The organism is Streptomyces sp. NPDC023157, assembly GCF_055560575.1.
Window position 1 is genome coordinate 157,183 of sequence record NZ_JBVHIL010000006.1, and the last position, 24,717, is coordinate 181,899.

General features: G+C 73.6%; 26 protein-coding genes and 3 pseudogenes. 13 read left to right on the forward strand and 16 right to left on the reverse strand.

The features are described 5' to 3' along the window. Positions 1-6: 6 nt before the first annotated feature. Entirely contained in the window at positions 7-951 is a 945-nt protein-coding gene (locus ACZ3ZE_RS22675) for an AurF N-oxygenase family protein (protein ID WP_361172508.1), read from the reverse strand. Between the two features lie 161 nt (positions 952-1,112). Here ACZ3ZE_RS22675 and ACZ3ZE_RS22680 point away from each other — a divergent pair, with 161 nt between their 5' ends. After that, positions 1,113-1,517 carry a nuclear transport factor 2 family protein gene (locus ACZ3ZE_RS22680; RefSeq protein ID WP_467260393.1) on the forward strand — a complete coding sequence of 135 codons (405 nt, stop codon included), beginning with the start codon at positions 1,113-1,115 and terminating at the stop codon, positions 1,515-1,517. 78 nt (positions 1,518-1,595) lie between these two features. Then, positions 1,596-2,501, forward strand: coding sequence for a sigma-70 family RNA polymerase sigma factor (locus tag ACZ3ZE_RS22685; RefSeq protein ID WP_361172514.1), 906 nt, complete (start codon positions 1,596-1,598; stop codon positions 2,499-2,501). A 64-nt stretch (positions 2,502-2,565) separates the two neighbouring features. Here the strand turns inward: ACZ3ZE_RS22685 and ACZ3ZE_RS22690 are convergent, their stop codons facing one another. Next, complete coding sequence (locus ACZ3ZE_RS22690) at positions 2,566-4,158, reverse strand: serine protease (protein WP_467260396.1); 1,593 nt, start codon at positions 4,156-4,158, stop codon at positions 2,566-2,568. A gap of 133 nt (positions 4,159-4,291) precedes the next feature. Here ACZ3ZE_RS22690 and ACZ3ZE_RS22695 point away from each other — a divergent pair, with 133 nt between their 5' ends. Both ACZ3ZE_RS22695 and ACZ3ZE_RS22700 read left to right on the forward strand, forming a co-directional pair. After that, positions 4,292-5,227 (forward strand): RNA polymerase sigma factor, encoded by a 936-nt coding sequence (locus ACZ3ZE_RS22695; RefSeq protein ID WP_467260399.1) that lies wholly within the window; start codon positions 4,292-4,294, stop codon positions 5,225-5,227. After that, positions 5,224-6,282 carry a CU044_5270 family protein gene (locus ACZ3ZE_RS22700; RefSeq protein ID WP_467260402.1) on the forward strand — a complete coding sequence of 353 codons (1,059 nt, stop codon included), beginning with the start codon at positions 5,224-5,226 and terminating at the stop codon, positions 6,280-6,282. The genes ACZ3ZE_RS22695 and ACZ3ZE_RS22700 overlap by 4 nt, the downstream gene beginning before the upstream one ends. Here ACZ3ZE_RS22700 and ACZ3ZE_RS22705 read toward each other — a convergent pair. Further along, positions 6,227-7,483: an MFS transporter gene (locus ACZ3ZE_RS22705; protein ID WP_361172526.1), complete on the reverse strand. Its 1,257-nt coding sequence runs from the start codon at positions 7,481-7,483 to the stop codon at positions 6,227-6,229. The genes ACZ3ZE_RS22700 and ACZ3ZE_RS22705 overlap by 56 nt on opposite strands. Before the next feature lie 182 nt (positions 7,484-7,665). Here ACZ3ZE_RS22705 and rpmG point away from each other — a divergent pair, with 182 nt between their 5' ends. Together rpmG and ykgO are read left to right on the forward strand one after the other, a co-directional pair. Next, positions 7,666-7,830, forward strand: coding sequence for a 50S ribosomal protein L33 (gene rpmG / locus ACZ3ZE_RS22710; protein WP_046910080.1), 165 nt, complete (start codon positions 7,666-7,668; stop codon positions 7,828-7,830). Positions 7,831-7,832: 2 nt separating this feature from the next. Then, positions 7,833-7,955 carry a type B 50S ribosomal protein L36 gene (gene ykgO / locus ACZ3ZE_RS22715; protein ID WP_329427399.1) on the forward strand — a complete coding sequence of 41 codons (123 nt, stop codon included), beginning with the start codon at positions 7,833-7,835 and terminating at the stop codon, positions 7,953-7,955. 76 nt (positions 7,956-8,031) lie between these two features. On the opposite strand, the gene ACZ3ZE_RS22720 is transcribed toward ykgO, so the two are convergent. Continuing rightward, positions 8,032-8,574 (reverse strand): GNAT family N-acetyltransferase, encoded by a 543-nt coding sequence (locus ACZ3ZE_RS22720; protein ID WP_361172530.1) that lies wholly within the window; start codon positions 8,572-8,574, stop codon positions 8,032-8,034. A gap of 376 nt (positions 8,575-8,950) precedes the next feature. After that, entirely contained in the window at positions 8,951-9,775 is an 825-nt protein-coding gene (locus ACZ3ZE_RS22725) for a hypothetical protein (RefSeq protein WP_467260405.1), read from the reverse strand. A 302-nt stretch (positions 9,776-10,077) separates the two neighbouring features. On the opposite strand from ACZ3ZE_RS22725, the pseudogene ACZ3ZE_RS22730 reads away from it, so the two are divergent. The 3 pseudogenes from ACZ3ZE_RS22730 to ACZ3ZE_RS22740 form a co-directional block, all read left to right on the forward strand. Continuing rightward, positions 10,078-10,548 (forward strand): annotated as a pseudogene (locus ACZ3ZE_RS22730) (discoidin domain-containing protein); the annotation flags it as partial. A 57-nt stretch (positions 10,549-10,605) separates the two neighbouring features. Beyond that, positions 10,606-11,301: pseudogene (locus tag ACZ3ZE_RS22735) on the forward strand (chitosanase); the annotation flags it as partial. A gap of 369 nt (positions 11,302-11,670) precedes the next feature. Continuing rightward, positions 11,671-11,967: pseudogene (locus tag ACZ3ZE_RS22740) on the forward strand (restriction endonuclease); the annotation flags it as partial. Positions 11,968-11,984: 17 nt separating this feature from the next. Here the strand turns inward: ACZ3ZE_RS22740 and ACZ3ZE_RS22745 are convergent. Then, on the reverse strand, positions 11,985-12,539 hold the full coding sequence (locus ACZ3ZE_RS22745; RefSeq protein WP_361172881.1) for a GNAT family N-acetyltransferase: 555 nt from the start codon (positions 12,537-12,539) through the stop codon (positions 11,985-11,987). Between the two features lie 48 nt (positions 12,540-12,587). On the opposite strand from ACZ3ZE_RS22745, the gene ACZ3ZE_RS22750 reads away from it, so the two are divergent. Then, positions 12,588-13,205 (forward strand): TetR/AcrR family transcriptional regulator, encoded by a 618-nt coding sequence (locus tag ACZ3ZE_RS22750; RefSeq protein ID WP_363290669.1) that lies wholly within the window; start codon positions 12,588-12,590, stop codon positions 13,203-13,205. 36 nt (positions 13,206-13,241) lie between these two features. Here the strand turns inward: ACZ3ZE_RS22750 and ACZ3ZE_RS22755 are convergent, their stop codons facing one another. Beyond that, positions 13,242-13,913, reverse strand: a complete 672-nt coding sequence (locus ACZ3ZE_RS22755) for an NAD(P)/FAD-dependent oxidoreductase (RefSeq protein WP_467260408.1) — start codon at positions 13,911-13,913, stop codon at positions 13,242-13,244. A gap of 259 nt (positions 13,914-14,172) precedes the next feature. Between ACZ3ZE_RS22755 and ACZ3ZE_RS22760 the strand changes: the two genes are divergently transcribed. Beyond that, complete coding sequence (locus ACZ3ZE_RS22760; RefSeq protein ID WP_467260718.1) at positions 14,173-15,021, forward strand: SigB/SigF/SigG family RNA polymerase sigma factor; 849 nt, start codon at positions 14,173-14,175, stop codon at positions 15,019-15,021. Between the two features lie 44 nt (positions 15,022-15,065). Here ACZ3ZE_RS22760 and ehuA read toward each other — a convergent pair whose 3' ends face one another. From ehuA to ectA, 8 genes are all read right to left on the reverse strand, one after another. Next, positions 15,066-15,854, reverse strand: a complete 789-nt coding sequence (ehuA, locus tag ACZ3ZE_RS22765; protein ID WP_467260410.1) for an ectoine/hydroxyectoine ABC transporter ATP-binding protein EhuA — start codon at positions 15,852-15,854, stop codon at positions 15,066-15,068. Beyond that, positions 15,844-16,479, reverse strand: coding sequence for an ectoine/hydroxyectoine ABC transporter permease subunit EhuD (gene ehuD / locus ACZ3ZE_RS22770; protein WP_361172551.1), 636 nt, complete (start codon positions 16,477-16,479; stop codon positions 15,844-15,846). Before ehuD ends, ehuA begins: the two co-directional genes overlap by 11 nt. After that, positions 16,479-17,225, reverse strand: a complete 747-nt coding sequence (gene ehuC, locus ACZ3ZE_RS22775) for an ectoine/hydroxyectoine ABC transporter permease subunit EhuC (RefSeq protein WP_442304509.1) — start codon at positions 17,223-17,225, stop codon at positions 16,479-16,481. Before ehuC ends, ehuD begins: the two co-directional genes overlap by 1 nt. A gap of 13 nt (positions 17,226-17,238) precedes the next feature. Beyond that, on the reverse strand, positions 17,239-18,162 hold the full coding sequence (ehuB, locus tag ACZ3ZE_RS22780) for an ectoine/hydroxyectoine ABC transporter substrate-binding protein EhuB (RefSeq protein ID WP_361172557.1): 924 nt from the start codon (positions 18,160-18,162) through the stop codon (positions 17,239-17,241). A 74-nt stretch (positions 18,163-18,236) separates the two neighbouring features. Continuing rightward, positions 18,237-19,136 carry an ectoine hydroxylase gene (gene thpD / locus ACZ3ZE_RS22785; protein ID WP_361172560.1) on the reverse strand — a complete coding sequence of 300 codons (900 nt, stop codon included), beginning with the start codon at positions 19,134-19,136 and terminating at the stop codon, positions 18,237-18,239. A 59-nt stretch (positions 19,137-19,195) separates the two neighbouring features. Then, entirely contained in the window at positions 19,196-19,600 is a 405-nt protein-coding gene (locus ACZ3ZE_RS22790) for an ectoine synthase (RefSeq protein ID WP_363290664.1), read from the reverse strand. Positions 19,601-19,689: 89 nt separating this feature from the next. Next, positions 19,690-20,979 carry a diaminobutyrate--2-oxoglutarate transaminase gene (ectB, locus tag ACZ3ZE_RS22795; protein ID WP_467260413.1) on the reverse strand — a complete coding sequence of 430 codons (1,290 nt, stop codon included), beginning with the start codon at positions 20,977-20,979 and terminating at the stop codon, positions 19,690-19,692. 166 nt (positions 20,980-21,145) lie between these two features. Beyond that, positions 21,146-21,673, reverse strand: a complete 528-nt coding sequence (gene ectA / locus ACZ3ZE_RS22800; RefSeq protein ID WP_361172569.1) for a diaminobutyrate acetyltransferase — start codon at positions 21,671-21,673, stop codon at positions 21,146-21,148. A gap of 536 nt (positions 21,674-22,209) precedes the next feature. On the opposite strand from ectA, the gene ACZ3ZE_RS22805 reads away from it, so the two are divergent. Next, on the forward strand, positions 22,210-22,683 hold the full coding sequence (locus tag ACZ3ZE_RS22805; protein ID WP_467260415.1) for a hypothetical protein: 474 nt from the start codon (positions 22,210-22,212) through the stop codon (positions 22,681-22,683). A gap of 97 nt (positions 22,684-22,780) precedes the next feature. Here the strand turns inward: ACZ3ZE_RS22805 and ACZ3ZE_RS22810 are convergent, their stop codons facing one another. Beyond that, complete coding sequence (locus tag ACZ3ZE_RS22810; protein ID WP_467260418.1) at positions 22,781-23,374, reverse strand: CGNR zinc finger domain-containing protein; 594 nt, start codon at positions 23,372-23,374, stop codon at positions 22,781-22,783. A 66-nt stretch (positions 23,375-23,440) separates the two neighbouring features. Between ACZ3ZE_RS22810 and ACZ3ZE_RS22815 the strand changes: the two genes are divergently transcribed. Then, positions 23,441-24,673, forward strand: coding sequence for an MFS transporter (locus tag ACZ3ZE_RS22815; protein ID WP_361628709.1), 1,233 nt, complete (start codon positions 23,441-23,443; stop codon positions 24,671-24,673). The last annotated feature ends 44 nt before the right edge of the window (positions 24,674-24,717 follow it).

Here is a 24,717-nt window from a genome sequence, read left to right on the forward strand (position 1 = left end):
GGCAGGTCAGATGAGGTGGGCGCGCTTGTAGAAGGCGAGCGCGGGGCGGGTGAGGAGGCGGCAGGAGGCCAGGAACTCCATGAGGCCGGCACAGCTCGACCGCATCAGGGACTTGTGGTGCTCGTTGGCACGGGCCTCGGCGAGCGCCCGCTCGGTGTCGAGGCCCGCGTTCGCGTACACCTCGCGGTTCACCATGCTGGTGACGATGAAGTACGAGGCGATGGAGACGACCAGGGCCTGGACGTGCCGGCGCACCGGCCCCGCGTGGCGCAGCCGGGCGCGGGTCTCCTCGCGGGCGAACTTCATGTGCCGCGACTCCTCGACGACATGGATGTTGTTGATGGTGCGGACGAACGGGGCGACCCGCTCGTCGCGCATCCAGTCGCGCTGCATGACGTCGAGCACCTCCTCGGCGACGAGGATCGAGGCGTACGCGGCCTCGCCGACGGCGAGCGTCTTGAAGGCGCGGCCGAGTTCGAGGACGAAGCGGGCCGGGCGGTAGGCGGGGGCGCCCAGCTTGGCCGCGCCGCGCCCGAACATGATCGAGTGCCGGCACTCGTCGGCGACCTCCGTCAGGGCCCACTGGAACCGGGGGTCGGTCGGGTCCTTCGCGTACATGTCGCGCAGCACCATCTGCTGCAGGATCATCTCGAACCAGATGCCCGTGCTGGCCACCGAGGCGGACTCCTGACGGGTGAGCTCCCGGCGCTGCTCCTCGGTCAACTCCTGCCAGTAGCGGGTGCCGTAGAGGGTGCTCCACTCCGGGCTCATGCCGTGGAAGCCCTCGTCGAGCGGGGTGTCCCAGTCCACCTCGGTGGCGGGGTCGTAGGACAGCTTGGCGGAGGAGTCGAGCAGCCGCCGTGCCGCCTCGCGTTCGGGCGCGGCCGAAGCGGGCGTCGCGGTCTGGGAGGGGCGGGCCTGGTCCGCCGGCCGGACGGTGCTGCTTGCCATGGTGCGGCTCCTTGGTGACCTCTGGGGGGCAGGAACGCTCGCTTGTTAGACGTCCCGTCTAGCAAGCTATTAGACGGAAGGTATAGCAAGAGCCTCCGCCCGCCTACCCATCGGTACGAAATTCCCTCGGGCACGGCCCCCGGACGGGAGAGGATGAACGCATGCACCAGGAAAGCGAACAGGACGCGATCGCCGCCGCCCTCGCCGGCGAACTACGCCTCATGGACCCCGCCGCCCGGGTCTCCGCCGCCGAGGCCCGCCGCCTCCTCGACCCCGCGTTCGTCGAGGTCGGCGCCTCCGGACGGCGCTGGACGTACGAGGAGATGCTCGCCGCGCTCCCCGATCTCGACGGCGGCACACAGGACGGCCCGCGGTACGAGCCCTCCGGCCTGCGCGGCGTGCTCCTCGCGCCCGGCCTCGTCCATGTCACCTACGAGACGCTCATCGACGGCCGGCGCGCGCACCGCAGCTCCCTCTGGCGCAAGACGGAAGCCGACGCTGCCGGGGAGGGACAGGCGGGCTGGCGCATGTACTACCACCAGGGCACCCCCGTCCCGGAGGAGTGAACACCTCGGCTGCCATGATGCGTTCTGCCGATCGGACGTGATCATGAACGTCCGGCGGGGATCGAGAAGCGGGGGACCATGGACAAGAAGGACGACAGCGAGCTGCTCACCCGGCGGTTCGAGCAGGACCGGAGCCATCTGAGAGCGGTGGCCTACCGCATGCTCGGCTCGCTCGCCGAGGCCGAGGACGCCCTCCAGGAAGCCTGGCTGCGGGCGAACGCCGCCGGCATCGACGGCGTCGACAACCTCGGCGGCTGGCTCACCACCGTCGTCTCCCGGGTCTGCCTGAACATGCTCAGGTCCCGGGACCGGCGCCGTGAGGACGCCCTCGACGACCTGCTGCGCGAGACGGAGCCCGACCGGCCCGGCCGCGACCCCGAGGAGGAGGCCCTGATGGCCGACTCCGTCGGCGTCGCCCTCCTCGTCGTGCTCGACACGCTCGCCCCCGCCGAGCGCCTCGCCTTCGTCCTGCACGACATGTTCGCCGTCCCCTTCGAGGACATCGCCCCCCTCCTCGACCGCAACACGGCCGCCGTACGCCAGCTCGCCAGCCGCGCCCGCCGCCGGGTGAAGGGCGGCGCCGCCCCGGCCCCGGCGGGGGCCGCCGACCTGGCACGGCGGCGCAGCGTCGTCGACGCCTTCCTGGCCGCGACCCGCGGCGGCGACTTCGCCGCCCTGGTCGCCCTGCTCCACCCGGACGTCGTGCTCCACGCCGACCGCCGGGTCATCCCGACGCCCGAGCCGATCGTCGTCACGGGCGGCCACACCGTCGCGCAGGGCGCGATGGCCGCGATGGGCCGCGCCCGCTTCACCGGCCTGGCGCTCGTCGACGGCACGGTGGGCCTGGCGATGGCGCCCATGGGCCGCCTGGCCCTGGTCCTCACCTTCGCCGTGACGGACGGTCTGATCACCGGCATCGAGGTGATCGCGGAGCCCGAGCGGCTCGCGGCGATGCGGCTGGACGTCATCGGCGACGAGAGCTGACCCGTACGCCCATGACCCGGTGACGGCCGAGCGGGCTGGTGACCCGCTCGGCCGCCGCGCGGGATCAGGCGGCGGTCACCCGGTACGCGCCGATCTGCGTCTGGGTGAGCGTGTTGCCGACGGCGTCCGTCAGTTCGGCGCGCAGTGACACCGTGCCGCCCGGCGCGGGCGTCCGCACGGAGGCGAGGCCCCCGACCATCGGCACCCGGTTCCAGGTGGTCCCGGCGTCGGTGGAGAGCGAGACGGTCAGGCACCGGAGACCCGTCGCCGAGGCCGCCCCCTGCACGGTCACCGGCACGAGCGAGGTGGTGTACGGCGCGGCGGTGCCGTCCGGCCGCAGCTCCGGGGTGAAACGGACCACGCTGAGTGGGAGTTCGGCGGGAGCGGCGGTCGCCGCCGAGGTGAAGGTCCAGGCCGCCGTGACCCGGCCGCCCGGACGGGCGGCCGTGGTGGAGAGACGGTAGTCGCCGCGGGCGGACGGCACCGTGAACTCCGCCCGCCCCGGTGTGCCGCGCCGGGTGCCGACGAGCACGCCGTTGCGGTGCAGGGTGGTGGTCGCGCCCTCGAACAGGGGCGCGCTCGGCCGATGCCCGTCGCCGTCCGCGAGCAGGGCCAGGTCGAGGGCGAGCGTGTTGCCGGTGCGCAGGCCGGCCGGCTTGGCGCCCGGTGCCGGGTCGAGAGCGGGGCCGAAGACCGGGCCGTCGAAGGTGACGAGCGTGGTGGCGCCCGCCCGCACGCGCACCCCGGACGCGCCGTACCGGTTCGGCGTGGCCTCCTCGGAGGCGGTGGGGGCGCTGTAGAGGAGGTCCCAGGCACCGCGGTCGGGGGTGATCAGGAACGTGGTGGAGCCCGGGACCTGGAACGGATGGGGCAGGGACACGGCGGTGTCACCGACCGGCGACAGGTCGAGGAACCCGTACCCCCCACCGGTCTCCGGCACGACGGCGCGGACCGTGAGGGTGCCCAGCTCGGCGGCCTTCGGGTGTCGGACGATACCGGTCAGCGCGCGGTCGGACGTGAAGGTGTAGCCGAGGGCGTACCCCTGCTTCTCGCCCTTCCAGTACGTGTCGAACCACTGCCGCACCGAACCCGGCTCGGCCGCCGGGCCCAGGTGCGCCGTCCGCAGGTACGGGGTGGAGTTGACGATGCTCGCGAACGCGGTGCCGCCCTCGTGGGAGACCTCGACGAACGTGCCGCCCAGCCGGTACCCGGCCCCGGCCTCCGGCGGCAGGATGTCGACGGGCTCGGCCGTCCGCGCGTCGAAGACGACGGTCGTGTCGCCGTCCACGTCCAGCCGCGGCTGGACGATCCAGTCCGTCTCGATCCGCGGGTCGTACACGTTGATCGAGGAGTGCAGCAGATAACGCCCCTTGGGGACCTGGAGGGTGACGGTCGCGGGCGACTCGGTGATCTTCTCCTTGACCGCGGCGGCCGCGCCGGAGACGCCGACCACGTAGGTGGTGTAGTCGGCGGTCGGCGCGCCGGTGCGCCCGAGATGAGTGAGCGTCAGCGTGTACGTCTCGGTGGTGGGGGTCGCGGCGGCGGCCGGGGTGGCGGCGTGGGCCACGGCGGCGGGGAGGCAGGTGCCGGCGGCGGCGAGGGTGAGCCCGCGCAGCAGGGTCCGGCGGGTCGTGCGCTTCTGCGTGATGTTGTTCATGATCAGCACTGGGCGGAAGGACGGGCCCCGTTCCCGTGACCTGCGCCACACGAGGGGGAGCGGTGGGGCGGATGTGGCGCAGGTCACGGGAACCCGGGCGAACCAGCGCCCAGTACTCCATGTGGAATCACCTATGAGGAATCGTTTCCGTGCCGGGGACACCACGGCACTCGGCGAGGCCTACGACGAGCACGCGCAGGTCCTGTTCCGGTACGCGATGCGCGTCTGCGGCGACCAGGCGGCCGCCGAGGATGTCGTCTCCGCCACCTTCCTGGAGGCCTGGCGCTGCCGCGAGCGCCTGCGCCCCGACGGCGACGGCCTGCGCCCCTGGCTGCTCGGCATCGCGACCAACATCCTGCGCAGCACCGCCCGCGAGGCCCGCCGCCGCGACACGGCCCTGGCCCGGCTCGCCGACCGCGGCGTACTCCCGGACTTCGCCGACGACGTCGTGACCCGGCTGTACGACACGGAACAACTGACCGCCGCCCGCGCCGCCCTCAAGCGCCTGCGCCGCCGCGACCGCGAGGTCTTCGCCCTCGTCGTGTGGGCCGGCCTCGACTACGCGGCGGCCGGCGAGGCCCTGGACATCCCGATCGGCACGGTCCGCTCCCGCCTCTCCCGCGCCCGCGACCGGCTCCGGACGCTGGCCGAGGCGGAATTGAAGGCGGTACGGAAGGCGCGGCGGGGCGGCGGGGTGGGTGGGAGCGCGGGTCCGCGGACCGGCTCCGGCCGGGCCGCGCTGGCTGATGCCGGCCCTGCCCGGACCGCGTCGGCCGATGCGGGCCTCGCCCGGACCGAGTCGGCTGGTGCCGGCCCTGCCCGGACCGCGTCGGCCGATGCCGGCCCCGTCCGGACGGCGTCGGCTGACGCCCGCCCCGCCCGGACCGCGTCGGCCGACGCCCACCCCGCCCACCCCGCCCAAGCCGTCGCCGCCACCGCTCCCGTCACCCCGGCCGCAGCACCATCCGCCCGCACCACCATCCCCCGCGTTCCCGTCGCCACCCTCGCTTCCGCCCCTGTCCCCGCCCCCGCCCTCGCGCGCCGATCCGCCCCGGAGAACTCGCTGTGAACACCCCCGCCGACGATGCCCTCCGCGCCGAGCTCGCGGGTCTGCTGCCGCCTCCCGAGGTGCCGGACCTGCCGCCGCTGCGCCACCAGGTGCTCAAGCACCGGATCCTGAACGCGGCCGAGGGGCCCCGCCCCCTCCGTGGGCGTCGCCGCGTCCCGCGCTTCGCGCTCCCGGCGGTGGCCTGCACCGTCGCCGTGACCGCGGTCGCCCTGACCGTGGTCGTCGGCGAGTCGCCCGCCCCGCCCGCGCCCACCCCGCGTGCCGGGGCCGCCGCGCCCGGGGCCGACCAGATCCTGACGCGGGCCGCGCTCGCGGCGGCGGCGAGTCCGCGGGCCGAGGCGCGCCCCGAGCAGTTCGTGTACATCGAGAGCCTGGTCGCGTACGCCGCCCGGAGCGCGGCCGGCGGCCCCGCCACGCTGCCGCCGGCGCACCGGCGCCAGGTCTGGCTCTCCGCCGACGGCAGCCGCGAGGGCCTGCTGCGCGAACAGGGCGCGCCGGACAGCCCGCTCGGTGTCCGGGCCCCCGTCTACACGCTCGACCACCGGGGCGCCACGCCCCGCCTGGCCGAGGGCGGTGCCCCGACGGCGTCGGTCACGGACCCGACCCACACGTATGTCGCCTCTCTGCCGACCGACCCGGAGACCCTGCTGAGCCTCGTCTACGCGCAGACCCGCACCACCGGCGGCGGCGATCCGGACCAGAGGGCCTTCACCGCCATCGGCACGCTGCTCAGCGAGACCTGGGCGCCCCCGGAGGTGACGGCCGCGCTGTACGGGGCCGCGGCGCGGATCCCGGGGACGACCGTGCTGCCGTCCGCGAGGGACGCGGCGGGCCGCGAGGGCGTCGCCGTGGCCCGTACCGCCCGGGGCGAACAGACCCAGTGGATCTTCGACCGGAAGACCTCGGCGTTCCTCGGGCAGCGCACGGTGCTGGCGCGTACGACGGACGCGGGCCCGGCCGGCACGGTCCTCGGCAGCTCCGCCGTCCTGGCCAGGGGGGTCACGAACCGCCCTGGGGAACACCCGCTCGGGGCCTCGGCGGCACCGGGGGCGTGAGCGCGCCGTCGCCGGTCCGGGTCCGTCGCGCCCACCGGACGGCGAGCGGGGCGGCGAGGCCGGTGAGGGCGAACATCGCCCCGGCGACGTACCAGCCGGGGCGTCCCCAGCTGATGCACAGCGCGATGAGCAGGGCCGGACCGAAGCCTTCGGCGAGTCCGGCGCCGAGGCCGAAGACGCCGAGGTACTGCCCGGTGGCGTGCTCGGGCGCGAGCGCGAAGGAGAGCTCGAAGCCCGCGGCCGCGTGCCACAGTTCGCCCACGGTGTGGACGACCACGGCGGTCAGGACGAGCGCGGCCGCCGCCCACGCGGGGGTCCCGGCGGCGAGGGAGACGAGCGCGCAGGACACCAGGAAGGCGACCCCGGCCCGGCGGTAGGCCCGCGCTCCGGCGGCGGGCGAGTCGATGCCGCGGCTGGCCCGCACCTGGAGGGCGATCACGATGACCGTGTTGACCAGCATCGTGCCGCCGATGAGCCAGCGCGGCGCGCTCGTCGCCTCCACCAGCCACAGCGGGATCGCCACGGTGAGCACCTTGAACTGGACGGCCATGACACCGTCGATGGCGGTGATCAGGAGGTAGGGCCGGTCCTTGAGCGCGAGCCGGCGGGGACCGCCGGCCGCGGGCACGGGCGGCACCGGCGGGAGGGGGAGGAGCGCGACCGCCGAGGCGGCGAAGGCGACGGTGGTGCCGACGATCAGGAGCTGGTACGCCGTGAGGGTGCCGACCTGGACCACCCACCCCGCGACCAGCGCGCCCAGCGAGATGCCGACGTTGGTGACCGCCCGCAGATAGGCCCGGAACTCCTGCGGCCGGTCACCGCCGTATCGCCGGATGATCGGGCTGCGCGCGGCGAGGCCGGCGGCCTGCGCGGCGCCGGCCGCGGAGATCGTCAGGACGAAGAGCCACAGCCGGTCGGCGAACAGGAATCCCCCGGTCGCCGCGGCCCGCACCACGAGCGTGACCGCGTACACACCCCGTGCCTCGCGCCGGTCCGCGAGATGCCCGACGGCGATCCCGACGGCCAGCGACACGAGCCCGGCGGCCCCGAGCCCGAGCCCGACCTGGGCCGCCGGGAGGTGCACCGCCTGGGTGAAGTACAGGACACCGGCGGTGAGGTACAGCCCGCTGCCCATCGTGTTGACGAGATTGGAGGCGGCGATGACGCGCTGCGGTCCGGCGTCGGGCAGCAGTCTGGGCATGACGGGCTCCGGGTCCTGGGCGAACGGACGTAAGGACTCGCATAGCTTCTTGCTTATTACTCGTAAGAGCAAGAGCTTTGCAAGAAGAGGGAATGCGGGGCCCCGTTGCCCTGTTACACCGAGCGAAGCTGACATGCCCGACTCAAAAGATCTCGGGGCCTGTCGGCCGGAAGGAGCACAGCATGGCCCGCACCACCCAGCGCCCGGTCGTCACCCTCCGGTCCACCGCCGGTACCGGCGTCACTTACGTGACCAGGAAGAACCGCCAGAACGACCCCGACCGTCTGGTCCTGCGCAAGTACGACCCGGTCGTGGCGGCACACGTCGAGTTCCGCGAGGTCCGCTGACGATGAAGGTACGCAACTCCCTCCACGCCCTGAAGGCGAAGCCCGGGGCCCAGGTCGTCCGCCGTCGCGGCAGGACGTACGTGATCAACAAGAAGGACCCCCGCTCCAAGGCCCGCCAGGGCTGACCCGCACCGGCCCCCGCCCGCACCCCATGCGGCGGGGGCCGCCGTCGTGCCGGGGGGGGGGAAGCGGACCGGGAGCTCAGCGCCCGTCGTCCATGCGCACGTGTACGTGTACGTGCATCGCCCGCGGCCGCTCCGGCGGGGCCGCCGGCAGGTCACCCTCCGCGCGGAAGCCGCCGGAGAGGGCGGTGCGGCACGAGGCGTCGTTGCCGACCGCGTGCACCAGCTCCAGCCGGGCGCCCGCGAACGGACTGTCCGCCGCGTCGCGGGCCCACCCGGCGGCCAGGGCCAGCGCGCGGGAGGCGATCCCGCGCCCGCGCGCCGAGGCAGCCGTCCAGTAGCCGACGCGCACGGCACCCGCCACGGCCGTCAGGGCGAGGTGCCCGACCGGTTCACCCAATACGGTGCCGCCGTCCGCCGCCTCGACCACCGCGAACGCGGCCCGCGAACCGGCCTCCCGCCCCCGGCGCTGCTCCGCGATCCACGCCCGCGCCTGCTCCACCGAGTCGAGATGCGTGGCGAGCCAGCGCCGCATGGCCGGGTCGCCATGGTGCCGTACGAGGGTCTCGGCGTCACCGTCCTCCCACGGGCGCAGCACCAGCGCGGCCCGGGCCCCGCTCACGCCCGCCCGTCCAGCAGGACCCGCGCGGCACGCAGCAGCAGGCCGGGACGCGTGAGCGCGCGCGGGTGCTCGACCATGTGGACCACGTTCATGTACGTCGTGTTGACGGCGGCGTCGACGACGGGAGGCCTCGGTGATCCGGTCGCCCGCCCACCGCAGCAGGCGGTAGCCGGGCGGGTACGGGCCCTCGACGTGCGGCTGGGCGAGGTCGGCCGTGGCCTTCCACCCAGGATGACGGCCCGCTCCATGACCCCTCCACCACTCCCGCCCGCACCGCGCGAGCCCCTCCGGCACGCCATCGGCGACCCTATCCGCCGGACCGCAAGTCGAGGACCAGCCGGTACTTCACCGCACGCCCCGCGCCCGAGGCGGCTCCTCAGCGCCGCTCGGCGAGCACCGTCTCCAGGTGGGCCACGTGCCGGGCGTCGGCCTCCTTGCGGACCGCCGCGAAGCGCCGGTCGACGAGGAGCACGGGAAGCAGCCACAGGGCGCCCCACACGGTGAACGAGTCCACGACTCCGGTCGCGAGGAGAACCCGGTTGGTGGCGAAGCAGAGCGCCACGGAGATCGCCCAGGCGGCCGAACGGTAACGGCCGAGGAACCGCACGGGCGCGTTCCATGTGCCGGACAGGGCCTCAAAGGTCGCGGCCCGGACGGCGACCGCGCGGTAGCCGGGGCTCGCGGGGTCGACGGCGTGCACCGCATCCGGGCCACCCGCCCTGAGGTCCTCGGCGAGGGCCCGGGCCTGAGCCTCGGTGTCCCGCCTGGCGACGGCCTTGACGGCCGCCTGCATGCGTATGTCGTCCCAGTAGCCCCGGCGCGCCCAGCGTTCGGCTTTCACCAGTCGCTCCGCCTCGGCGGACTCCGGCGCCAGCTCCTTCAGTCGGCGGGACAGCGTGACGGCCCGGCCGGCTCGTCCGGGGTGGTCGAAGGAGTCGGAGCGCAGGCAGAGTTCGGCGTATCCGGCGAGGAGTCCGAGGTGGTCGGGCTCGCGTGCGAGTCCGGCATGGAAGGCCTTCTCGGCCTCGTCGTCGTGATCGTCCTCGTCCTCGACGGCGTGCCCGAGCGCGAGCCAGCAGTACAGGTCGGCCTGCGGGCCGAGCGCGTCGAGCCCCTCCTGCGCGGCCCGTCGTACGGCCGCGTTCCCTCCGGCGTGGAACAGCTGCTCGCAGCGGTCCTCGTAGGCCTCGACGGTGGTCATGCGCTTCCCCTCTCCTGAACCCCCCCTGGGGTCGGGTCAGTGTGCGGTGCACGGTTTTCCCAGGTCAAGCGCCCGATGGGCGGGGCCCGGAGAGGCACGTCCGCCAGACCGGCGGGCGGAGACGCACCCGCTCGCCCGCACCGCCCCCGACGCCGTCCCAACTCCCCTTCCTGTCGGACCTCTTGCGCCGCCGAAGGCCGCGCCCTACTCTCGCTCTCGCCTCACAGAAAGTTAGGAACCTTTCCTATTAGTCTCGGGCGCCGAGACTCCCCTCAGTCCTCCCACCACACAGATGGAGCGACATGCCCCCCACGATCAACGCACTCCGGCGCCGCCGTCTGGCCGCGCTCGTCGTCGCCGCGGCCACCGGTGTCCTGCTCCCCGCCGTGTCCGGCCTGACGAGTGCCACCGCGGCCGCCGGCAACCTCGCCCAGGGTCGGCCGGTCACCACCTCGACCACCGAGAGCAGCACGCTCAGCGGCGCCAAGGCCGTCGACGGATCCACCTCCACCCGCTGGGGCAGCGCCGAAGGCGTGGACAACCAGTGGATACGGGTCGACCTCGGGCCCTCGACCACGGTGAAGCGCGTCGTCCTCAAGTGGGAGGCCGCCTACGCCAAGGCGTACCGCGTCGAGCTGTCCGACGACGGCTCCACCTGGCGCCAGGTCTACGCCACGACCACCGGCGACGGCGGCACCGACGACCTCGCCGTCGACGGCACCGGCCGCTACCTGCGCGTCTTCGGCACCAAGCGCGCCACCACGTACGGCTACTCGCTCTGGGAGGTGGAGGCGTACGGCTCCGGCGGCACGCCGCCGACCACCGGCACCAACCTCGACGACCCCCGCAAGAAGGAGGTCGCGATGAAGCTGGTCTCCACCTTCGAGAACTCCTCCCTCGACTGGCGCGCCCAGTTCTCCTACATCGAGGACATCGGCGACGGGCGCGGCTACACCGCCGGCATCATCGGCTTCTGCTCCGGCACCGGCGACATGCTCGACCTGGTCGAGCGCTACACGGCCAAGAAGCCGTCCAACCCGCTCGCCCCCTACCTGAACGCCCTGCGCGCCGTGAACGGGACCGACTCCCACCAGGGGCTCGACCCCGGCTTCCCGAACGCCTGGCGCCAGGCCGCCCAGGACGCGGTGTTCCAGCAGACCCAGGAGGAGGAGCGCGACCGCGTCTACTTCAACCCGGCGGTCTCCCAGGCCAAGCAGGACGGCCTGCGGGCCCTCGGCCAGTTCGCCTACTACGACGCCGCCGTGATGCACGGCGAGGACGGCTTCCGCAGCATCCGCTCGGTCGCCCTCTCCCGCGCCCTCCCGCCCTCCAAGGGCGGCGACGAGCGCGCGTACCTGAACGCCTTCCTCGACGCCCGCGAGGAGGAGATGCGCCGGGAGGAGGCGCACAGCGACACCACCCGGGTCAGCACGGCCCAGCGCCGCTTCCTCAACGAGGGCAACTTCGAACTCAACACGCCGCTCTACTGGAGCGTCTACGGCGAGGCCTTCTCACTCACCAGCTGACGTCCGCTCCACGCGCGTACGGGGCCGCTCCCGCGAGCGGCCCCGTGTGACGAGGGCCGGATCGTGACCACCCGGTCCCGCCCGGGCGGGCGTCGGTCTCGTGCCCGGACCCGGTCCCGTCGGCCCGCCCGGCGCGGCACGGCCGCCCGTCGGCCGAGGAGGGCCGCCGGCTGGGAGCGGGCCGGGCTGTTCCTTCTGCTCCTGGCGGTGGTGTGGACGCTCGTCGCCGGTGCCCTGCGGTGGCTGGCCGCTCATCCCTGGACGCTGATCGTGCTCCTGCTCGCCGCCGCGACGGCCGGTGGGGCTTGGGTGTATCGGAGGAGGGAGACGGCACGGCGGAACAGGGTGCGGGATCAGGGGCTGCGGTTCGTGCTGCCGCAGATCGATGCCCTGCACCACCGGCAGTTCGAGGCACCCGTACGGGATCTCATGCGCCGCGACGGCTGTCCCCGGACGATCCGGGTCGGCGGCGCCGGGGACAACGGCGCCGATGTGAAGGCCACCGACCCCTTCGGCCGGCTGTGGGTCATCCAGTGCAAGCACCGCAGGGCCGGTCTGGCCGGCGCCGCGGTCGGGGCGCCGGACCTGCACGTCCTCAACGGCACCGGGCGCCCCGTCCAGCACGGCGACGTCGTGGTCTTGGTCACCAACGGCCGGTTCACGAGCAAGGCCCTCGCCCGTTCCTACAGCCCCCGACGCGCCCGCCACTCCGGCGCGAGCACCGCCCACACCTGCTTGTCGTGCCGCGTGCCGCCGTACGCCCAGGTTTCGCGGTTCACGCCCTCCAGCGTCATGCCGAGGCGCTTCGCGACCGCCGCGCTGCGGGCGTTGTCGGCGCGGCAGTGCCATTCCGCGCGGTGGGCGCCGCGCTCGACGAGGGCCCAGTCCAGGAGGATCTCGCAGGCCGGGGTGATCAGGCCCTTGCCCTCGGCGGCGGGCTCCAGCCAGCAGCCGACCTCGCACAGCTCCGTCGCGGTCGAGAAGTCGGTGAACATCACGCCGCCGACCAGCGTGCCGTCGAGCCAGATGCCGAACAGGCGCGCGCCGTCCCCGGCCTGGCGCTCGGCGTAGCGGCGCAGGGTGGCCCGCGCGCCCTCGACGTCGGAGGAGAGGAACCCCGCCCCGACCCACGGCCGGATGTGCTCGCGCGCCCGGTCCATGTGGGCGGCGAACTCCTCGGCGTGCCGGAGCTCGAGCGGACGGAGCGTGGCGCCGTCCCGCAGCGGGAGGGAGAACATGGTGACCCCATTCACACAACAAGCGTTACGGTTATGTACCGTAGCAGCATGCCACGCACCAAGGGGGACCATGAAGCCCGCCGACGCGACGTCTCGGAGGCCGTCTGGCGCGTCCTCGCCGCGCACGGGTTCCGGGGCCTGACCATGCGCGCCGTCGCCGCCGAGCTCGGCGCCACCACGGGCCTGCTCACCCACTACTTCCCGGCCAAGCGCGACCTGGTCGTGCACGCCCTCGACCTCCTGGACGAGCGGACCGCCGCCCGCCCCCGGCGCGCCTCCGGCCAGGGTCTGTCCGCCTTGCGGAGCGCCCTGCTCGACATCCTGCCGCTGACCGCCGAGGCCACTGCGAGCAACCGTATCTGGGTCTCCTCCTGGGACACGGCCCTCGCCGACCCGGCCCTCACCGAGGACTACGCCGGGAAGTACGGCCGCAGCCGCGTCCGGCTGGCCGAACGGGTCGCCGCGGCGCAGGACCTCGGCGAACTGCCGCCCGGCGACCCGGGGAGCATCGCCGCGGGCGCCCAGTCCTTCGCCCTCGGCCTGGTGGTGCAGGCGCTGTTCGCCCCCGCGGAGTTCACCCCCGAGCATCAGGTCGAGCTGCTCGACGCCTACCTCGGCGCGCTCGCGGCACCCCGTGACACGACGTCGGCCGCGCCCCTCCCGTAACGGGGAGGGCGCGGCCCGGGGCGTACGCGAACGCGGTCAGCTTCCGCCCGGCGAGGTCGTGAAGGCCGTGGCCAGTACCTTCGCCGCCACAACGGGATGGAACAGCACCGCCGGTGACGCGGTCATGTTGACGACCCGTACGAACCGCGACCACACGGCCGCGTCCCGCACCGCCACCCGGAACAGCCGGCTGTTGTACCAGTGCGCGAACCGGGCGCCCGCCGGCTGCTGACGCGGGTTCCACATCAGGTCCGAGTTGGTCGACAGCGTCCAGGGGGTGAGCAGCATCCGGCCGACCCGCCTTTGGAAGTCGCGCGCGGCCCTGTCGAGCGTCCGGCCCGAGGTGCGCCGCCGGGCCAGCATCCGGCCGAGCAGGTCGGCCTCCATCGCGGCCACGGTGAGCCCCTGCCCGTACACCGGGTTGAAGACGCAGACCGCGTCGCCCATCGCGAGGAGCCGGTCGGGCCAGTCCTTGACCAGGTGGTACGGCCGCCAGCGGTTGTCGACGTTGGTGTAGCGGTACGTGGCTTCCTGGACGCTGGACCGGCCCGAGGCGTCGACCACCAGATCGGCCGCCGGCTCCGCACCCTCGCCCGCGTCCCCGCCCGTACCCCCGGTGTCACCCCCGCGGTACGACACCCCGGGAGCGCCGCAGGGTTCGAGCAGGACGACCTCGTCGAAGAAGTCCGCCAGGACCCGTGCGGCCACCACCCCGCCTAACTCCCGCCGACGACCGCCGCCTTGCCCCGCCGCTGATGCTTCGTCATCGCTCCAGCATGGTCACGGAGCGCCACCCGCCTCTACGGCACGCGCACCCTGGCGACCAGCGCACGGGAGCACTACCGGCGCGCGCGAACGGGGCGTGTGCCCTCGCCGAGTCCGGGTAGGCGCACCCCGAACAAGCACCGGCAGGCGAACGTTCCGCGAGCGACAGGAGGTTGTCCCCGTGCGCACCGAGGTGGCCAAGGTGACGACGACGTACGTGGGGAGCGAGGCGGGTGAGCTGCCCCTGCTGGAGACCCCGCACGAGGTCGCGCCCCAGGACGCTCGTGCCCTGTCGAAGATGTTCCTTCGGGAACTGGCCGTGCGGGAGGAGGGCACGGAGGGGCACCAGTACGCCCGCAACACCCTGATCGAGATGAACACGTCGCTGGTCCGGTACGCCGCCGGGCGGTTCAGGGCCCGCGGTGACGAGATGGAGGACATCGTCCAGGTCGGGACCATCGGCCTGATCAAGGCGATCGACCGTTTCGACCTGACGCGCGAGGTGGAGTTCGCGACCTTCGCCGTGCCGTACATCGTCGGCGAGATCAAGCGTTTCTTCCGTGACACCACCTGGGCGGTGCACGTCCCGCGCCGGCTCCAGGAGGCGCGGGTCGAACTCGCCAAGGCGAACGAGGAGCTCGGCTCGCGGCTCGGCAGGTCACCGCGCGTCTCGGAGCTCGCGGAGACGATGGAGCTGTCGGAGGAGGAGGTGATCGAGGCCCAGATCGCCTCGAACGGCTACCACTCCGCCTCCCTCGACGCCGTGCTCGACGGCGCCGACGCGGATGCGGACGCCTCCCTCGCCGACTTCCTCGGCGAGGAGGACCCGGCCCTGGAACTCTTCGAGGACTTCCACACGCTCGCCCCGCTCATGGAACTCCTCGACGAGCGCGAACGGCTCATCCTGCACCTCCGGTTCGTGGAGGAGCTGACCCAGGCCGAGATCGGCAAGCGGGTCGGCGTCTCCCAGATGCACGTCTCCAGGCTGCTGGCCCGCTCGCTGAACCGCCTGCGCGCGGGCATGCTCGCCGACGGCTCCGGCGAGGGCTGAGCACCCCGGCCGGGACCCGACCGGCCGGGATGCTCAGGGGCGCGTCATCGCACCGTGCGGAGGAACGCCCTCGTCCGGTCGTGCGCGGGCGCGTCGAGGAGTTCGTCGGCGCGCCCCGACTCCACGACCCGTCCCCGGTCGAACATCAGGATCCGGTCCGACACGTCCCGCGCGAACCCCATCTCGTGCGTCACGCACAGCAGGGTGATGTCGCTGCCGTGCGCGACGTCCCGCAGCACGTCGAGCACTTCCGCCACCAGCTCGGGGTCGAGCGCCGACGTCACCTCGTCGAGGAGCAGGATCCCGGGCCGCATCGCGAGCGCGCGGGCGATCGCCACCCGCTGCTGCTGGCCGCCGGAGAGACGGGTGGGCCGCGCGCCGGCCCGGTCGGCGAGACCGACCAGGTCCAGCAGGTCCCGGGCCCGCTTCTCCGCCTCCTCCCTGCTCTCGCCCAGCACGTGCACGGGCGCCTCGACGATGTTCTCCAGCACGGTCATGTGGGGAAAGAGGTTGAACTGCTGGAACACCATGCCGATTCCGCGCCGCCGCTCCGTCAGCCGGCGCTCGCTCGCGGGCACCAGCGGGCCGTCCGGCCCGCCCGGCATGTGGGAGTAGGGCTCGCCGTCCACGTAGATGATTCCGTCGGTCACCCGCTCCAGCGTCATGAGCAGCCGCAGGATCGTCGTCTTGCCCGAGCCGCTCGGCCCGATCAGCGTCACGCGTTCGCCGCGCCCGACCGTCAGGTCGAGCCCGTCGAGCACGGTGTGCTCCCCGTACCGTTTCGTCACCCGGTCGAAGCGGACCGCGTCGGGGACGGATGTCTCAGCGGGCAAGGCGTGCCTCCAGTCGGCGTACCAGCAGGGACGTGGGCCAGCTCGCGAGCAGGAACACCGCGGCGGCCAGGGTGAGGCTCTCCAGATAGGCGAAGTGGGTGCTGCCGAAGGTGTTCGCCTCGTGCACCATCTCGTGCACCGTGATCACCGACAGCAGAGGCGTCTCCTTGAACATGGAGACGGCGTAGTTGCCCAGCGGCGGCAGCACCTTGCGCACCGCCTGCGGCAGCACGACCGCGCGCCACACCCGCCGGCGCGGCAGCGAGAGCGCCGTGCACGCCTCCCACTGGCTCTTCGGTACGGCGTCGATGCCCGTCCGGTACACCTCGGAGAGATACGTCGCGTAGTGGACGCCCAGGACCAGGACGCCGAGCGTGAGCGCGTCCAGGGCGGGCACCAGCACCCAGGCCGCGAAGAGCTGCACCAGCAGCGGTGTCGAGCGGACGAACGCGGCCGCCCCGCTCACCGGCAGGGCCAGCCACCGGGGTCCGGCGCGCTGGACCAGGGCGAGGACGAGCCCGAGGACCGCCGCCACGGCGAACCCGAGCACGGTCGCGGCCAGCGTGACGCCGAAGCCCTTCAGCACGGCGGGCAGTGCGGCCCATGCCGCTTCCCCGTCCCACATCACGCACCCCCGCCCTGCCCGAGCCGGGCCTTCGCGGCCCGCTCCAGCGCGTTCATCAGCAGGCTCAGGACCATCGCCAGAGCCCCGTACACCACGAGGAGCAGCAGGTACGCCGCCGCCGTGTCGCCCGTCGCGGACCGCAGCTGGTCGATCTCGAAGGTCAGATCCGGCACCGTCACCAGGGAGAGCAGCGGCGTCGCCTTGAGCAGCTGGACGAGCAGGTTCTTGAACGGGGCGACCATCAACGCGTGCGCCTGCGGCAGGATGACGCGGCGCAGCCGCAGCCCCGGCCCCATGCCCAGCGCGACGGCCGCCTCGCTCTGCGCGCGGGGCACCGCCGCGATCGCCCCGCGCACCACCTCGGCGCCGTACGCCCCGTAGTTGAGTCCCAGCGCGAGGACGGCGCAGGCCAGGGGCTCCAGGCGGAAGCCGAGGATGGGCAGCGCGAAGAACAGCCAGAACAACTGCACGTACAGCGAGGTGCCGCGGAAGAACTCGACGACGACCCGCGCCCCGCCGCGTACGGGCCACCGGGCGGAGCGCGACAGCAGCCCGAGCGCGTAGGCGAGGACGAGGGCGGCCGCCGCCCCCAGCACCGTCGCCTCCACGGTGACGAGGAGCCCCTCGCCGAGCCGGGGCAGCGCCTGCCGGACCTCCGGTAGGAAGTCCGTGGCGAAGCGCTCGGGGAGGCCGTCGGCCGACGGCTCGCCGAGGCCGGTGGCGAGCCGGGTCGGGAACTCGGTCATGCCGGCCACCCGCTCAGGCCGCGCACAGGTCGGCGGTGCGCAGGGAACGGGGCGGGACCTCGCGCTCGGTGAAGCCGTAGCGGCCGATGAGCTCCACATAGCGGGCCGGGGCACCGGTGATCTTCGCGAGCTCGCGGTCGAAGGCGTCCCGCAGCCCCTTAGCCCCCGGCCGGAACACGGCGCCGCCCGCGCTGAACTGCCGTACGCCGTCGATCTCCGGGAAGAACGGGGCGGCCACCTCCACGGCGGCGTGCCGGTTGGTCCGCGCGAGCCAGCGCAGCGAGATGCCGGTGAGCGCGAAGGCGTCGATCCGGTCCGCGAGCAGCGCGTCCAGACCGTCCTGCTGCTTGGCCAGCGTCTTCACGGCCCCGTCGGGAACGCCCGCCGCCTTGGCGTACGAGGCCTCCACCGCGGCGGACAGCACGCCCACCGTGGCGCCCTTCGCCGCGCAGGACGCGAAGTCGGTCAGCCCCTTGGGGTTGCCCTCGCGGACCAGCAGCGCGGTGGGGGAGACGAACTCCGGCTCCGAGAAGATCACCTTGGCGCACCGCTCGGGAGTGATCGACATGCCCGCGCTGACCACGTCGAACCGGTCGGCGAGCAGCCCGGGTATCAGCGTGCCGAACTCCGTGAGCGTCGGCCGCAGTTCCGGTACGCCCAGCGACGTGAAGATCTCCCGGTGCAGTGTCGGGGCCTCGCCGGCGAGCTCGTCGCCGTCGCGGAACCCGTACGGTGCCTCGCCGGCGAACCCCACCCGGACGAAGCCCCGTTCGCGGAGCCGGGCCAGGAGCTCGGCGTCGTCCTTCGGTGCCCCCGTCCCGGCCTGGGTGCGGCTGCAGCCCGTCACGGCGAGGCCGGCCGCCACGGAGAGTGCGGCGCCGAGCCGTACGGATCTGGTGAGAAAGCCGCGGCGGTCGAGCGGAGCGGGACTGGGCATGACCGTCCTCTTCATCGATGGGGGAGGGTGAGGGGGGAAGCGACGAGGGCGTGAGGGCGCGAGGGCCCGGGGGATCAGCCGACGGGGGTGAGCTCCCGCGCGGCGATGAAGGAGGGTCGCCGGACCGGAGCGGCGAACGGGGCCTCCGGCGCGTTCTCGACGCTGTTGAACACCAGGAACACGTTGCTGCGCGGATACGGGGTGATGTTGTCGCCCGAGCCGTGCAGCGCGTTGCAGTCGAACCAGGTCGCCGATCCGGCCGGGCCGGTGAAGTGACGGATGCCGCAGGCGTCGGCGAAGGTGGTGAGGGCGGCGTGGGACGGCGTCCCGGCGTCCTGCATCCGCAGCGACTGCTTGTAGTTGTCGCGGGGCGTCTCGCCCGCGCAGCCCAGGAAGGTCCGGTGCGAACCCGGCATGATCATGAGGCTGCCGTTGGTGGTGTGGTTCGGGGTGAGCGCGATCGAGACCGAGACGGTCCGCATGCGCGGCAGGCCGTCCTCGGCGTGCCAGGTCTCGAAGTCGGAGTGCCAGTAGAAGCCACTGGCGCCGAAGCCGGGCTTGACGTTGACCCGCGACTGGTGGACGTACACGTCGGAGCCGAGGATCTGGCGGGCGCGCCCCACGACTCGCGGATCGGCGGCCAGCCGGGCGAAGACCGGACTGATCCGGTGCACCTCGAAGACGGAGCGGATCTCCTGCGAGCGGGGTTCGACGACGGCCCGCTCGTCCTGCCGTACCTCCGGGTCGGCGAGGAGCCGGTCCAGCTCGGCGCGGAGGTCCACGACCTCGTCCGGGGCGACGAGTTCGTCGACCGTGGCGAAGCCGTCGCGCTCGAAGTCCTCCAGTTCGCGGGCCCAGAAGGGACCGGGCGTGCCGGGGGAGGACCAGACGACGGGGTCCTTGCGGCCGATCAGCACCTCCTCGGGGCCGCGGGTGGGGTAGAGGTCGACGGGACGGGTGGGTGCGGAGGTCATGAGGGCGGGTGCCTTCCTTTCTCTGCTGTTCTTACGGGGGTGTGGGCCGGCCTGCCGGCTCAGTCCTGGCCGGGCTCGGTGAGGAGCGGGTAGACGCCGTTCGCGTCGTGGTCCTCGCGGCCGGTGACCGGCGGGTTGAAGACGCAGAGGCAGCGGAAGTCCTGCTTGACCTTGAGGGAGTGCCGCTCGTGGCCGTCGAGCAGGTACATGGTTCCGGGCAGGATCGTGTACGTGCGGCCCGTCTCGTGGTCGGTGAGCTCGGCCTCGCCGGCGGTGCAGACCACGGCCTCGACGTGGTTCGCGTACCACATGGAGGTCTCGGTCCCCGCGTACAGCACCGTCTCGTGGAGGGAGAACCCGACGCGCTCGCGGGCGAGGACGATGCGCCGGCTCTCCCAGGTGCCGGACGCGGCCCTCACATGCCGCTCGGTGCCGTCGAGCTCGTCGAAGGTACGGACGATCATCGGTCGCCTTTCGCTGGGGGAGGGGGAGTGGTCGGAGAGGGAGTGTTCGGAGGAGGGAGTGTCCGGAGAGGGGGGAGTGTCCGGAGGGGTCAGACGGTGCGGCGGTCGGCGGCGTGCCGTACGGAACGGGCCAGGATGCCGAGGCCCTCGTCGAGCTCGTCGTCGGTCGCGGTCAGCGGCGGCAGCAGCTTGACCACCTCGCCGCGGGGACCCGAGGTCTCCAGGAGCAGCCCCAGTTCGAAGGCCCGCCGGCACACCGCGTCGGCGCGCGCTCCGTCGGCGAACTCGAGCCCCCACACGAGGCCGCGCCCCCGGGCGGCGAGCGCCGTCCGCCCGTCGTCCCCGCACAGGTCGAGCAGGGCGTGCTCGACGCGACCGGCCCGGGCCAGGGTGCGGTCGCGCAGTCCGGTGTCGCCCCAGTACGCGTCGAGGGCGGCGGTGGCGGTCACGAAGGCGGGGTTGTTGCCGCGGAACGTGCCGTTGTGCTCGCCCGGCTGCCACAGGTCCAGCTCGTCGCGGAAGAGGCAGAGCGCCATGGGCAGGCCGTAGCCGCTGATGGACTTGGAGAGGGTGACGATGTCGGGGGTGATGCCGGCCTCCTCGAAGGAGAAGAAGTCGCCGGTGCGGCCGCAGCCCATCTGGATGTCGTCGACGATCAGCAGCATGTCGCGGCGACGGCACAGGTCGGCCAGCTTGCGCAGCCACTCGGCCCGCGCCACGTTGATCCCGCCCTCGCCCTGCACCGTCTCGACGATCACCGCCGCCGGGTGGTCGAGGCCGGAACCGGGGTCCTCCAGGAGCCGCTCGAACCAGAGGAAGTCCGGCACCTGACCGCCGAGGTAGTGGTCGAACGGCATCTGGGTGGCGTGGTTCAGGGGCACGCCCGCCCCGGCCCGCTTGGCGGCGTTGCCGGTGAGCGCGAGCGAGCCGAGCGACATCCCGTGGAAGGCGTTGGTGAACGCCACGACCCCTTCGCGGCCGGTGACCTTCCGGGCCAGCTTCAGGGCGGCCTCCACGGCGTTCGTGCCGGTGGGCCCGGGGAACATCACCTTGTAGGGGAGGGCGCGGGGTTCCAGGACCGTCGTACGGAAGGTCTCCAGGAAGGCGCGTTTGGCGGTCGTCGACATGTCGAGGGAGTGGGTGACCCCGTCGGCGGCGAGGTAGTCGAGGAGCGCCCGCTTGAGGACCGGGTTGTTGTGGCCGTAGTTCAGCGCGCCGGCCCCGGCGAAGAAGTCCAGGAAGGGCCGCCCGTGCTCGTCGTACAACCGGCTCCCCTGGGCCCGCTCGAAGACCACGGGCCAGGCGCGGCAGTAGCTGCGTACCTCGGATTCGACGGTCTCGAAGACGGACGGGGCGGCGATCTCGGTGAGGGTGGTCACGGTTCTCCCGTAGGTGGGTGGAGCGGAGGGCGTACGGAGGGGTGGGTGCGGCGGGGTGGGTGCGGGCCGCACCGCCCGACGTCATGGCGTCGCGGCGTGAGGGCCCCGGTGCCCCGGGCGTCAGTTCCCCGGGCGTGGGTGGCCCCGGGCGTCGATGCGCCCGGCGTCAGTGCGCCGGCAGGGCGATGCGGTAGAGCACTTCGGGTTCGTGGGTCGCGTCGGCGGGCGGGAATGCGGCAGGCGGGAACAGCACCTCTCGGGTCACGACCGCGCCGTGGCGACGCGCGTACGAACGGAAGAGCCGGTCGGAGGCCACGTTCCCCGGAGTGACGGTCGCCTCGACCAGGCTCAGCCGGTGCTCCGCCGCCACGCGGGCGGACAGGGCGTCGAGCAGTGCTCCGGCTACCCCGGATCCGCGGTGTGAATCGTCGACGGCGACCTGCCAGACGAAGAGGGTGCGCGGTGCCTCCGGCCGCAGGTACCCGGTGACGAAGCCGACCGGCCGCCCGGACGCGTCGCGGGCGACGGCGGTGGTGTCGGCGAAGTCCCGGCACCACAGGAGATAGCTGTAGGGCGAGTTCAGGTCGAGTTCCCCCGTGCCACGGGCGATGCGCCAGAGCTCGGCACCGTCGGCCACCTCGGCACGTCCGATGGAGAGGTCCTTGATCGGGGTTGTCACGTGGGCAGTGGTCATGGGCGCCGAAGCTACCGAGTTGATCAGCGAACTGCCTCGACCGGAGGGGTTGTGCGGGGCGGTTGCGCGTGATAGTTGCGCGACGGGTCCCGGTCGCGCGAATTCGCGTCAAGCGCCCGGCAAAAGCCCCACGAAAGGGATCGAAGTGCCCGTTTATAACGGCTGGGTAACGGCTCTTCGGTGTCCGTGCGGGCCCTGCTCAAGGTGTGGGAACATCCCGCGTTTCGGGTTTGGCGGCGGTGGACCGGGTGAGACGTACGGGTTCGGCGGACGGCCCGTCGTCGCCCGCGGCGCCTCGTCGCACCTCGCCGGCACTCGGCCGACCGGGCCATTCCGGGGCCTTTGACCCGGCCCCGGATGTGAACCTCCGCCGCCTTCGGGGTAAAACCATGACCAACACCCCTCTCATTCGAACGGACACGCGCGCGTTGAGCATGCTTCCCGGATCACGTGTCCCAGGCAGAACCTGGACCATCCGACTCACCGGCAACGCGGACCACTCCGCCACGGTCACCTGTACGACGGAGGGCTGCCGCATGCCCGCGAGGTCCAAGGACGTCGCGGCCCTGCGCGCCTTCGCCCGCGAGCACGCCCGCGCTCACGCCCGTCTCGCCGCCCCGCGCCCGAACGCCGCCTGCGCCTGCGGGGCGAGCGGCTGCCGCCACCACACGGCGCGTGCCACGTGCACGGGGACGACGCTGCTCGTCCTGATCCACAACCCGATCGTCGCCGAGGTCTGGACCCTCGCCGAGATCTGCCAGGCCTGCGCGCCCCACATCACGCACGCCACCGTCCTCGCGGGCGGCCGGACCGTGGCCGCCCAGCCGGGCCCCGCCGCCGCGCGGACCGCCCCCGACGTCCCCGGCGCCCCCGCGGGCCCGCCGCCGGTGGCCGTCGGCTTCTCGTCGCCGGGCGCCGCCGGGGGCGAGACCCCGGACCAGCCCTCGGCCCGCCGCCGCACCGGCCGCGGCAAGCCGCGCGGCAACCGATCGGGCCGCGGCCCGTTCTGACGGGCGCTCCCGCCCGGAGTACCGTCCGGGCCCAGAGCCTGGGCCCGGTCTCCGGGCCCGGGCATGGCGCGGCCGGCGTCGCCGGCCGCCCCTCACCTCATCCCGCCGCGCCCTTGCGAGCCCGGAAGGCCGCGGCCTTGGTGCGGTTCTGGCAGGCGGTCGAGCAGAACTGACGGGCCGCGTTGCGCGAGGTGTCGACGTAGACGCGGTCGCAGCGGCCGGCCCGGCAGACGCCGAGCCGGCCGGCGAGGCTGCCGCCCACCGCCAGCGCGAGCGCCGTGGCGCAGCTCGCGGTGCTGCCCACGGCGAAGGTCTCGTCGGCGCCGTGGAAGTGCAGCTGCCAGGGCTCGCCCTCGCGCCGGTCCAGGTGCGGCCGCGCGCCGCTGAGCCCCAGCAGGCCGTTCACCGTGGTGGCGGCCGTGTCCAGGTCGCCGTCCTGCACGGCCTCGAAGACCGCGCGCATCCGCCCCGCCGCCGCGACCAGGTACTCCGCCTCCGCCACGTCCATGGTGCGCGGGAGCGAGGACGCGGCGCGCGGCACCGCCGCTTCGACGGCGGCCGGCAGGTCGGCTCCGCGCGGTGCCGGGTAGGCGCGACCGTGCGCCTCGCCGTCGGTCAACGTGTTCACGAGCGCCACCGCCTGATCCAGCAGCACCGCCACGTGACTGTCGAACATCACTTGACCAGTCACCCCTTCGATGGTCTGATACGTGACTGACATTACTTGATTCGACGGTTACGCGAGGGGGTGTCGGCGATGCCGAGGGTCGTGTGGTTACTGGTGATCGCGCGGGCGATCAACAAACTGGGGGCCTTCTCCCTGCCGTTCCTGACGGTGCTGATCAGCAGCGACTTCGGTGCGAGCGTCACCACGGCCGGGCTGCTCTCGGCCGCGTTCGGCCTCGCGACGATCCCCTCGCGGCTGGCCGGCGGCCGACTCGCGGGAATCCTCGGGCGCCGCCGCACCATCGTGCTCGGCCTCACCGGCTGCGCCGTCGCGCAGGTGGCGATCGCCGCCGCCGACTCCCTGGTCCAGGTCGCGTTCTTCGCGATCCTCCTCGGGCTCGCCTTCGAACTGTACGAGCCCCCGAGCCAGGCGATGATCGCCGACGCCGTCGGCCCCGCCGACCGGGTCCGCGCGTTCAGCCTGCTCAACGCCGCGCTGGCCGTCGCCGGCACCGGCGCCGGTCTGATCGCCGCGGCCGTGGGTCGCTGGGACCTGCGCTGGCTCTTCGTCGTCGACGCGCTCACATGCCTCGCCTGCGCCCTCGCCCTGCGCCTCGTCCTGCCCGCCGACCACCCGGGCCGCCGCCCGGCCGCCGACGGCGACGCCGAGGACCGTGGCGCGCCCGTCCACCCCTGGCGGGACCGGGCGCTGTGGGCCATGTTCGGATGCGGCACCGTCTTCGCGCTCGTGGCCATGCAGGTCGTGATGGGCCTGCCGCTGACCCTCGCCCGCCGCGGCCTCGAACCCGCCGACGCGGGGCTGCTGTTCACGGCCTCGGCCGTCATCGTCGTGGCCGCCCAGCCCGCCCTGCGGCTGCGCCGGATCGCCGCGCTCTCCGACACCGCGGCCCTGGCCCTCGGCTACGCGCTGATGACGGTGGGCCTGACCGGGTACGCCCTCGCCTCGTCCCTGCCCGCGTTCCTGATCGGCACGGGGCTGTGGAGCCTGGGCGAAGCGTTCGTCCTGGGACGGGTGTTCGGCGTCGTGGCGGCGCTGGCCCCGCCCGGCGGCTCGGACCGCTACCTCGCCGCGTACGGCATCAGCTGGGGCATCGCCACGACCGCCGCCCCGATCACCGCCACCCAGCTCCTCGACCGCTTCGGCGCGACGGCCCTGTGGGCCTGCACGGCGGCCCTGTGTCTCGTCCTCGCCGCCGCGCAACCGCTGCTGGTCGCACCCCTGATCGGACGGCCGCGCCCGGACGGGCCGGAACCGGAGGCCGACCCCGCCGCGCGCCGCCCCAAGCCCGCCCGCGCGGACTGAGAGCGGGGTGCGGGCCGGAGTGCGGGCTGGGGCCGCCGCCCAGG

What these genes read in the sequence shown, in the direction of transcription:
- ACZ3ZE_RS22815 (WP_361628709.1), top strand. Translation starts at nt 23,441, where the DNA reads ATGCCGAGGGTCGTGTGGTTACTGGTGATCGCGCGGGCGATCAACAAA.
- ehuB (WP_361172557.1), bottom strand. Translation starts at nt 18,162, where the DNA reads ATGCCCAGTCCCGCTCCGCTCGACCGCCGCGGCTTTCTCACCAGATCC.
- ACZ3ZE_RS22790 (WP_363290664.1), bottom strand. Translation starts at nt 19,600, where the DNA reads ATGATCGTCCGTACCTTCGACGAGCTCGACGGCACCGAGCGGCATGTG.
- ACZ3ZE_RS22705 (WP_361172526.1), bottom strand. Translation starts at nt 7,483, where the DNA reads ATGCCCAGACTGCTGCCCGACGCCGGACCGCAGCGCGTCATCGCCGCC.
- ACZ3ZE_RS22750 (WP_363290669.1), top strand. Translation starts at nt 12,588, where the DNA reads ATGCCACGCACCAAGGGGGACCATGAAGCCCGCCGACGCGACGTCTCG.
- thpD (WP_361172560.1), bottom strand. Translation starts at nt 19,136, where the DNA reads ATGACCTCCGCACCCACCCGTCCCGTCGACCTCTACCCCACCCGCGGC.
- ACZ3ZE_RS22675 (WP_361172508.1), bottom strand. Translation starts at nt 951, where the DNA reads ATGGCAAGCAGCACCGTCCGGCCGGCGGACCAGGCCCGCCCCTCCCAG.
- ACZ3ZE_RS22805 (WP_467260415.1), top strand. Translation starts at nt 22,210, where the DNA reads ATGCCCGCGAGGTCCAAGGACGTCGCGGCCCTGCGCGCCTTCGCCCGC.
- ACZ3ZE_RS22725 (WP_467260405.1), bottom strand. Translation starts at nt 9,775, where the DNA reads ATGACCACCGTCGAGGCCTACGAGGACCGCTGCGAGCAGCTGTTCCAC.
- ACZ3ZE_RS22695 (WP_467260399.1), top strand. Translation starts at nt 4,292, where the DNA reads ATGAGGAATCGTTTCCGTGCCGGGGACACCACGGCACTCGGCGAGGCC.
- ACZ3ZE_RS22745 (WP_361172881.1), bottom strand. Translation starts at nt 12,539, where the DNA reads ATGTTCTCCCTCCCGCTGCGGGACGGCGCCACGCTCCGTCCGCTCGAG.
- ykgO (WP_329427399.1), top strand. Translation starts at nt 7,833, where the DNA reads ATGAAGGTACGCAACTCCCTCCACGCCCTGAAGGCGAAGCCCGGGGCC.
- ACZ3ZE_RS22685 (WP_361172514.1), top strand. Translation starts at nt 1,596, where the DNA reads ATGGACAAGAAGGACGACAGCGAGCTGCTCACCCGGCGGTTCGAGCAG.
- ehuC (WP_442304509.1), bottom strand. Translation starts at nt 17,225, where the DNA reads ATGACCGAGTTCCCGACCCGGCTCGCCACCGGCCTCGGCGAGCCGTCG.
- ectA (WP_361172569.1), bottom strand. Translation starts at nt 21,673, where the DNA reads ATGACCACTGCCCACGTGACAACCCCGATCAAGGACCTCTCCATCGGA.
- ehuD (WP_361172551.1), bottom strand. Translation starts at nt 16,479, where the DNA reads ATGTGGGACGGGGAAGCGGCATGGGCCGCACTGCCCGCCGTGCTGAAG.
- ACZ3ZE_RS22680 (WP_467260393.1), top strand. Translation starts at nt 1,113, where the DNA reads ATGCACCAGGAAAGCGAACAGGACGCGATCGCCGCCGCCCTCGCCGGC.
- ACZ3ZE_RS22690 (WP_467260396.1), bottom strand. Translation starts at nt 4,158, where the DNA reads ATGAACAACATCACGCAGAAGCGCACGACCCGCCGGACCCTGCTGCGC.
- rpmG (WP_046910080.1), top strand. Translation starts at nt 7,666, where the DNA reads ATGGCCCGCACCACCCAGCGCCCGGTCGTCACCCTCCGGTCCACCGCC.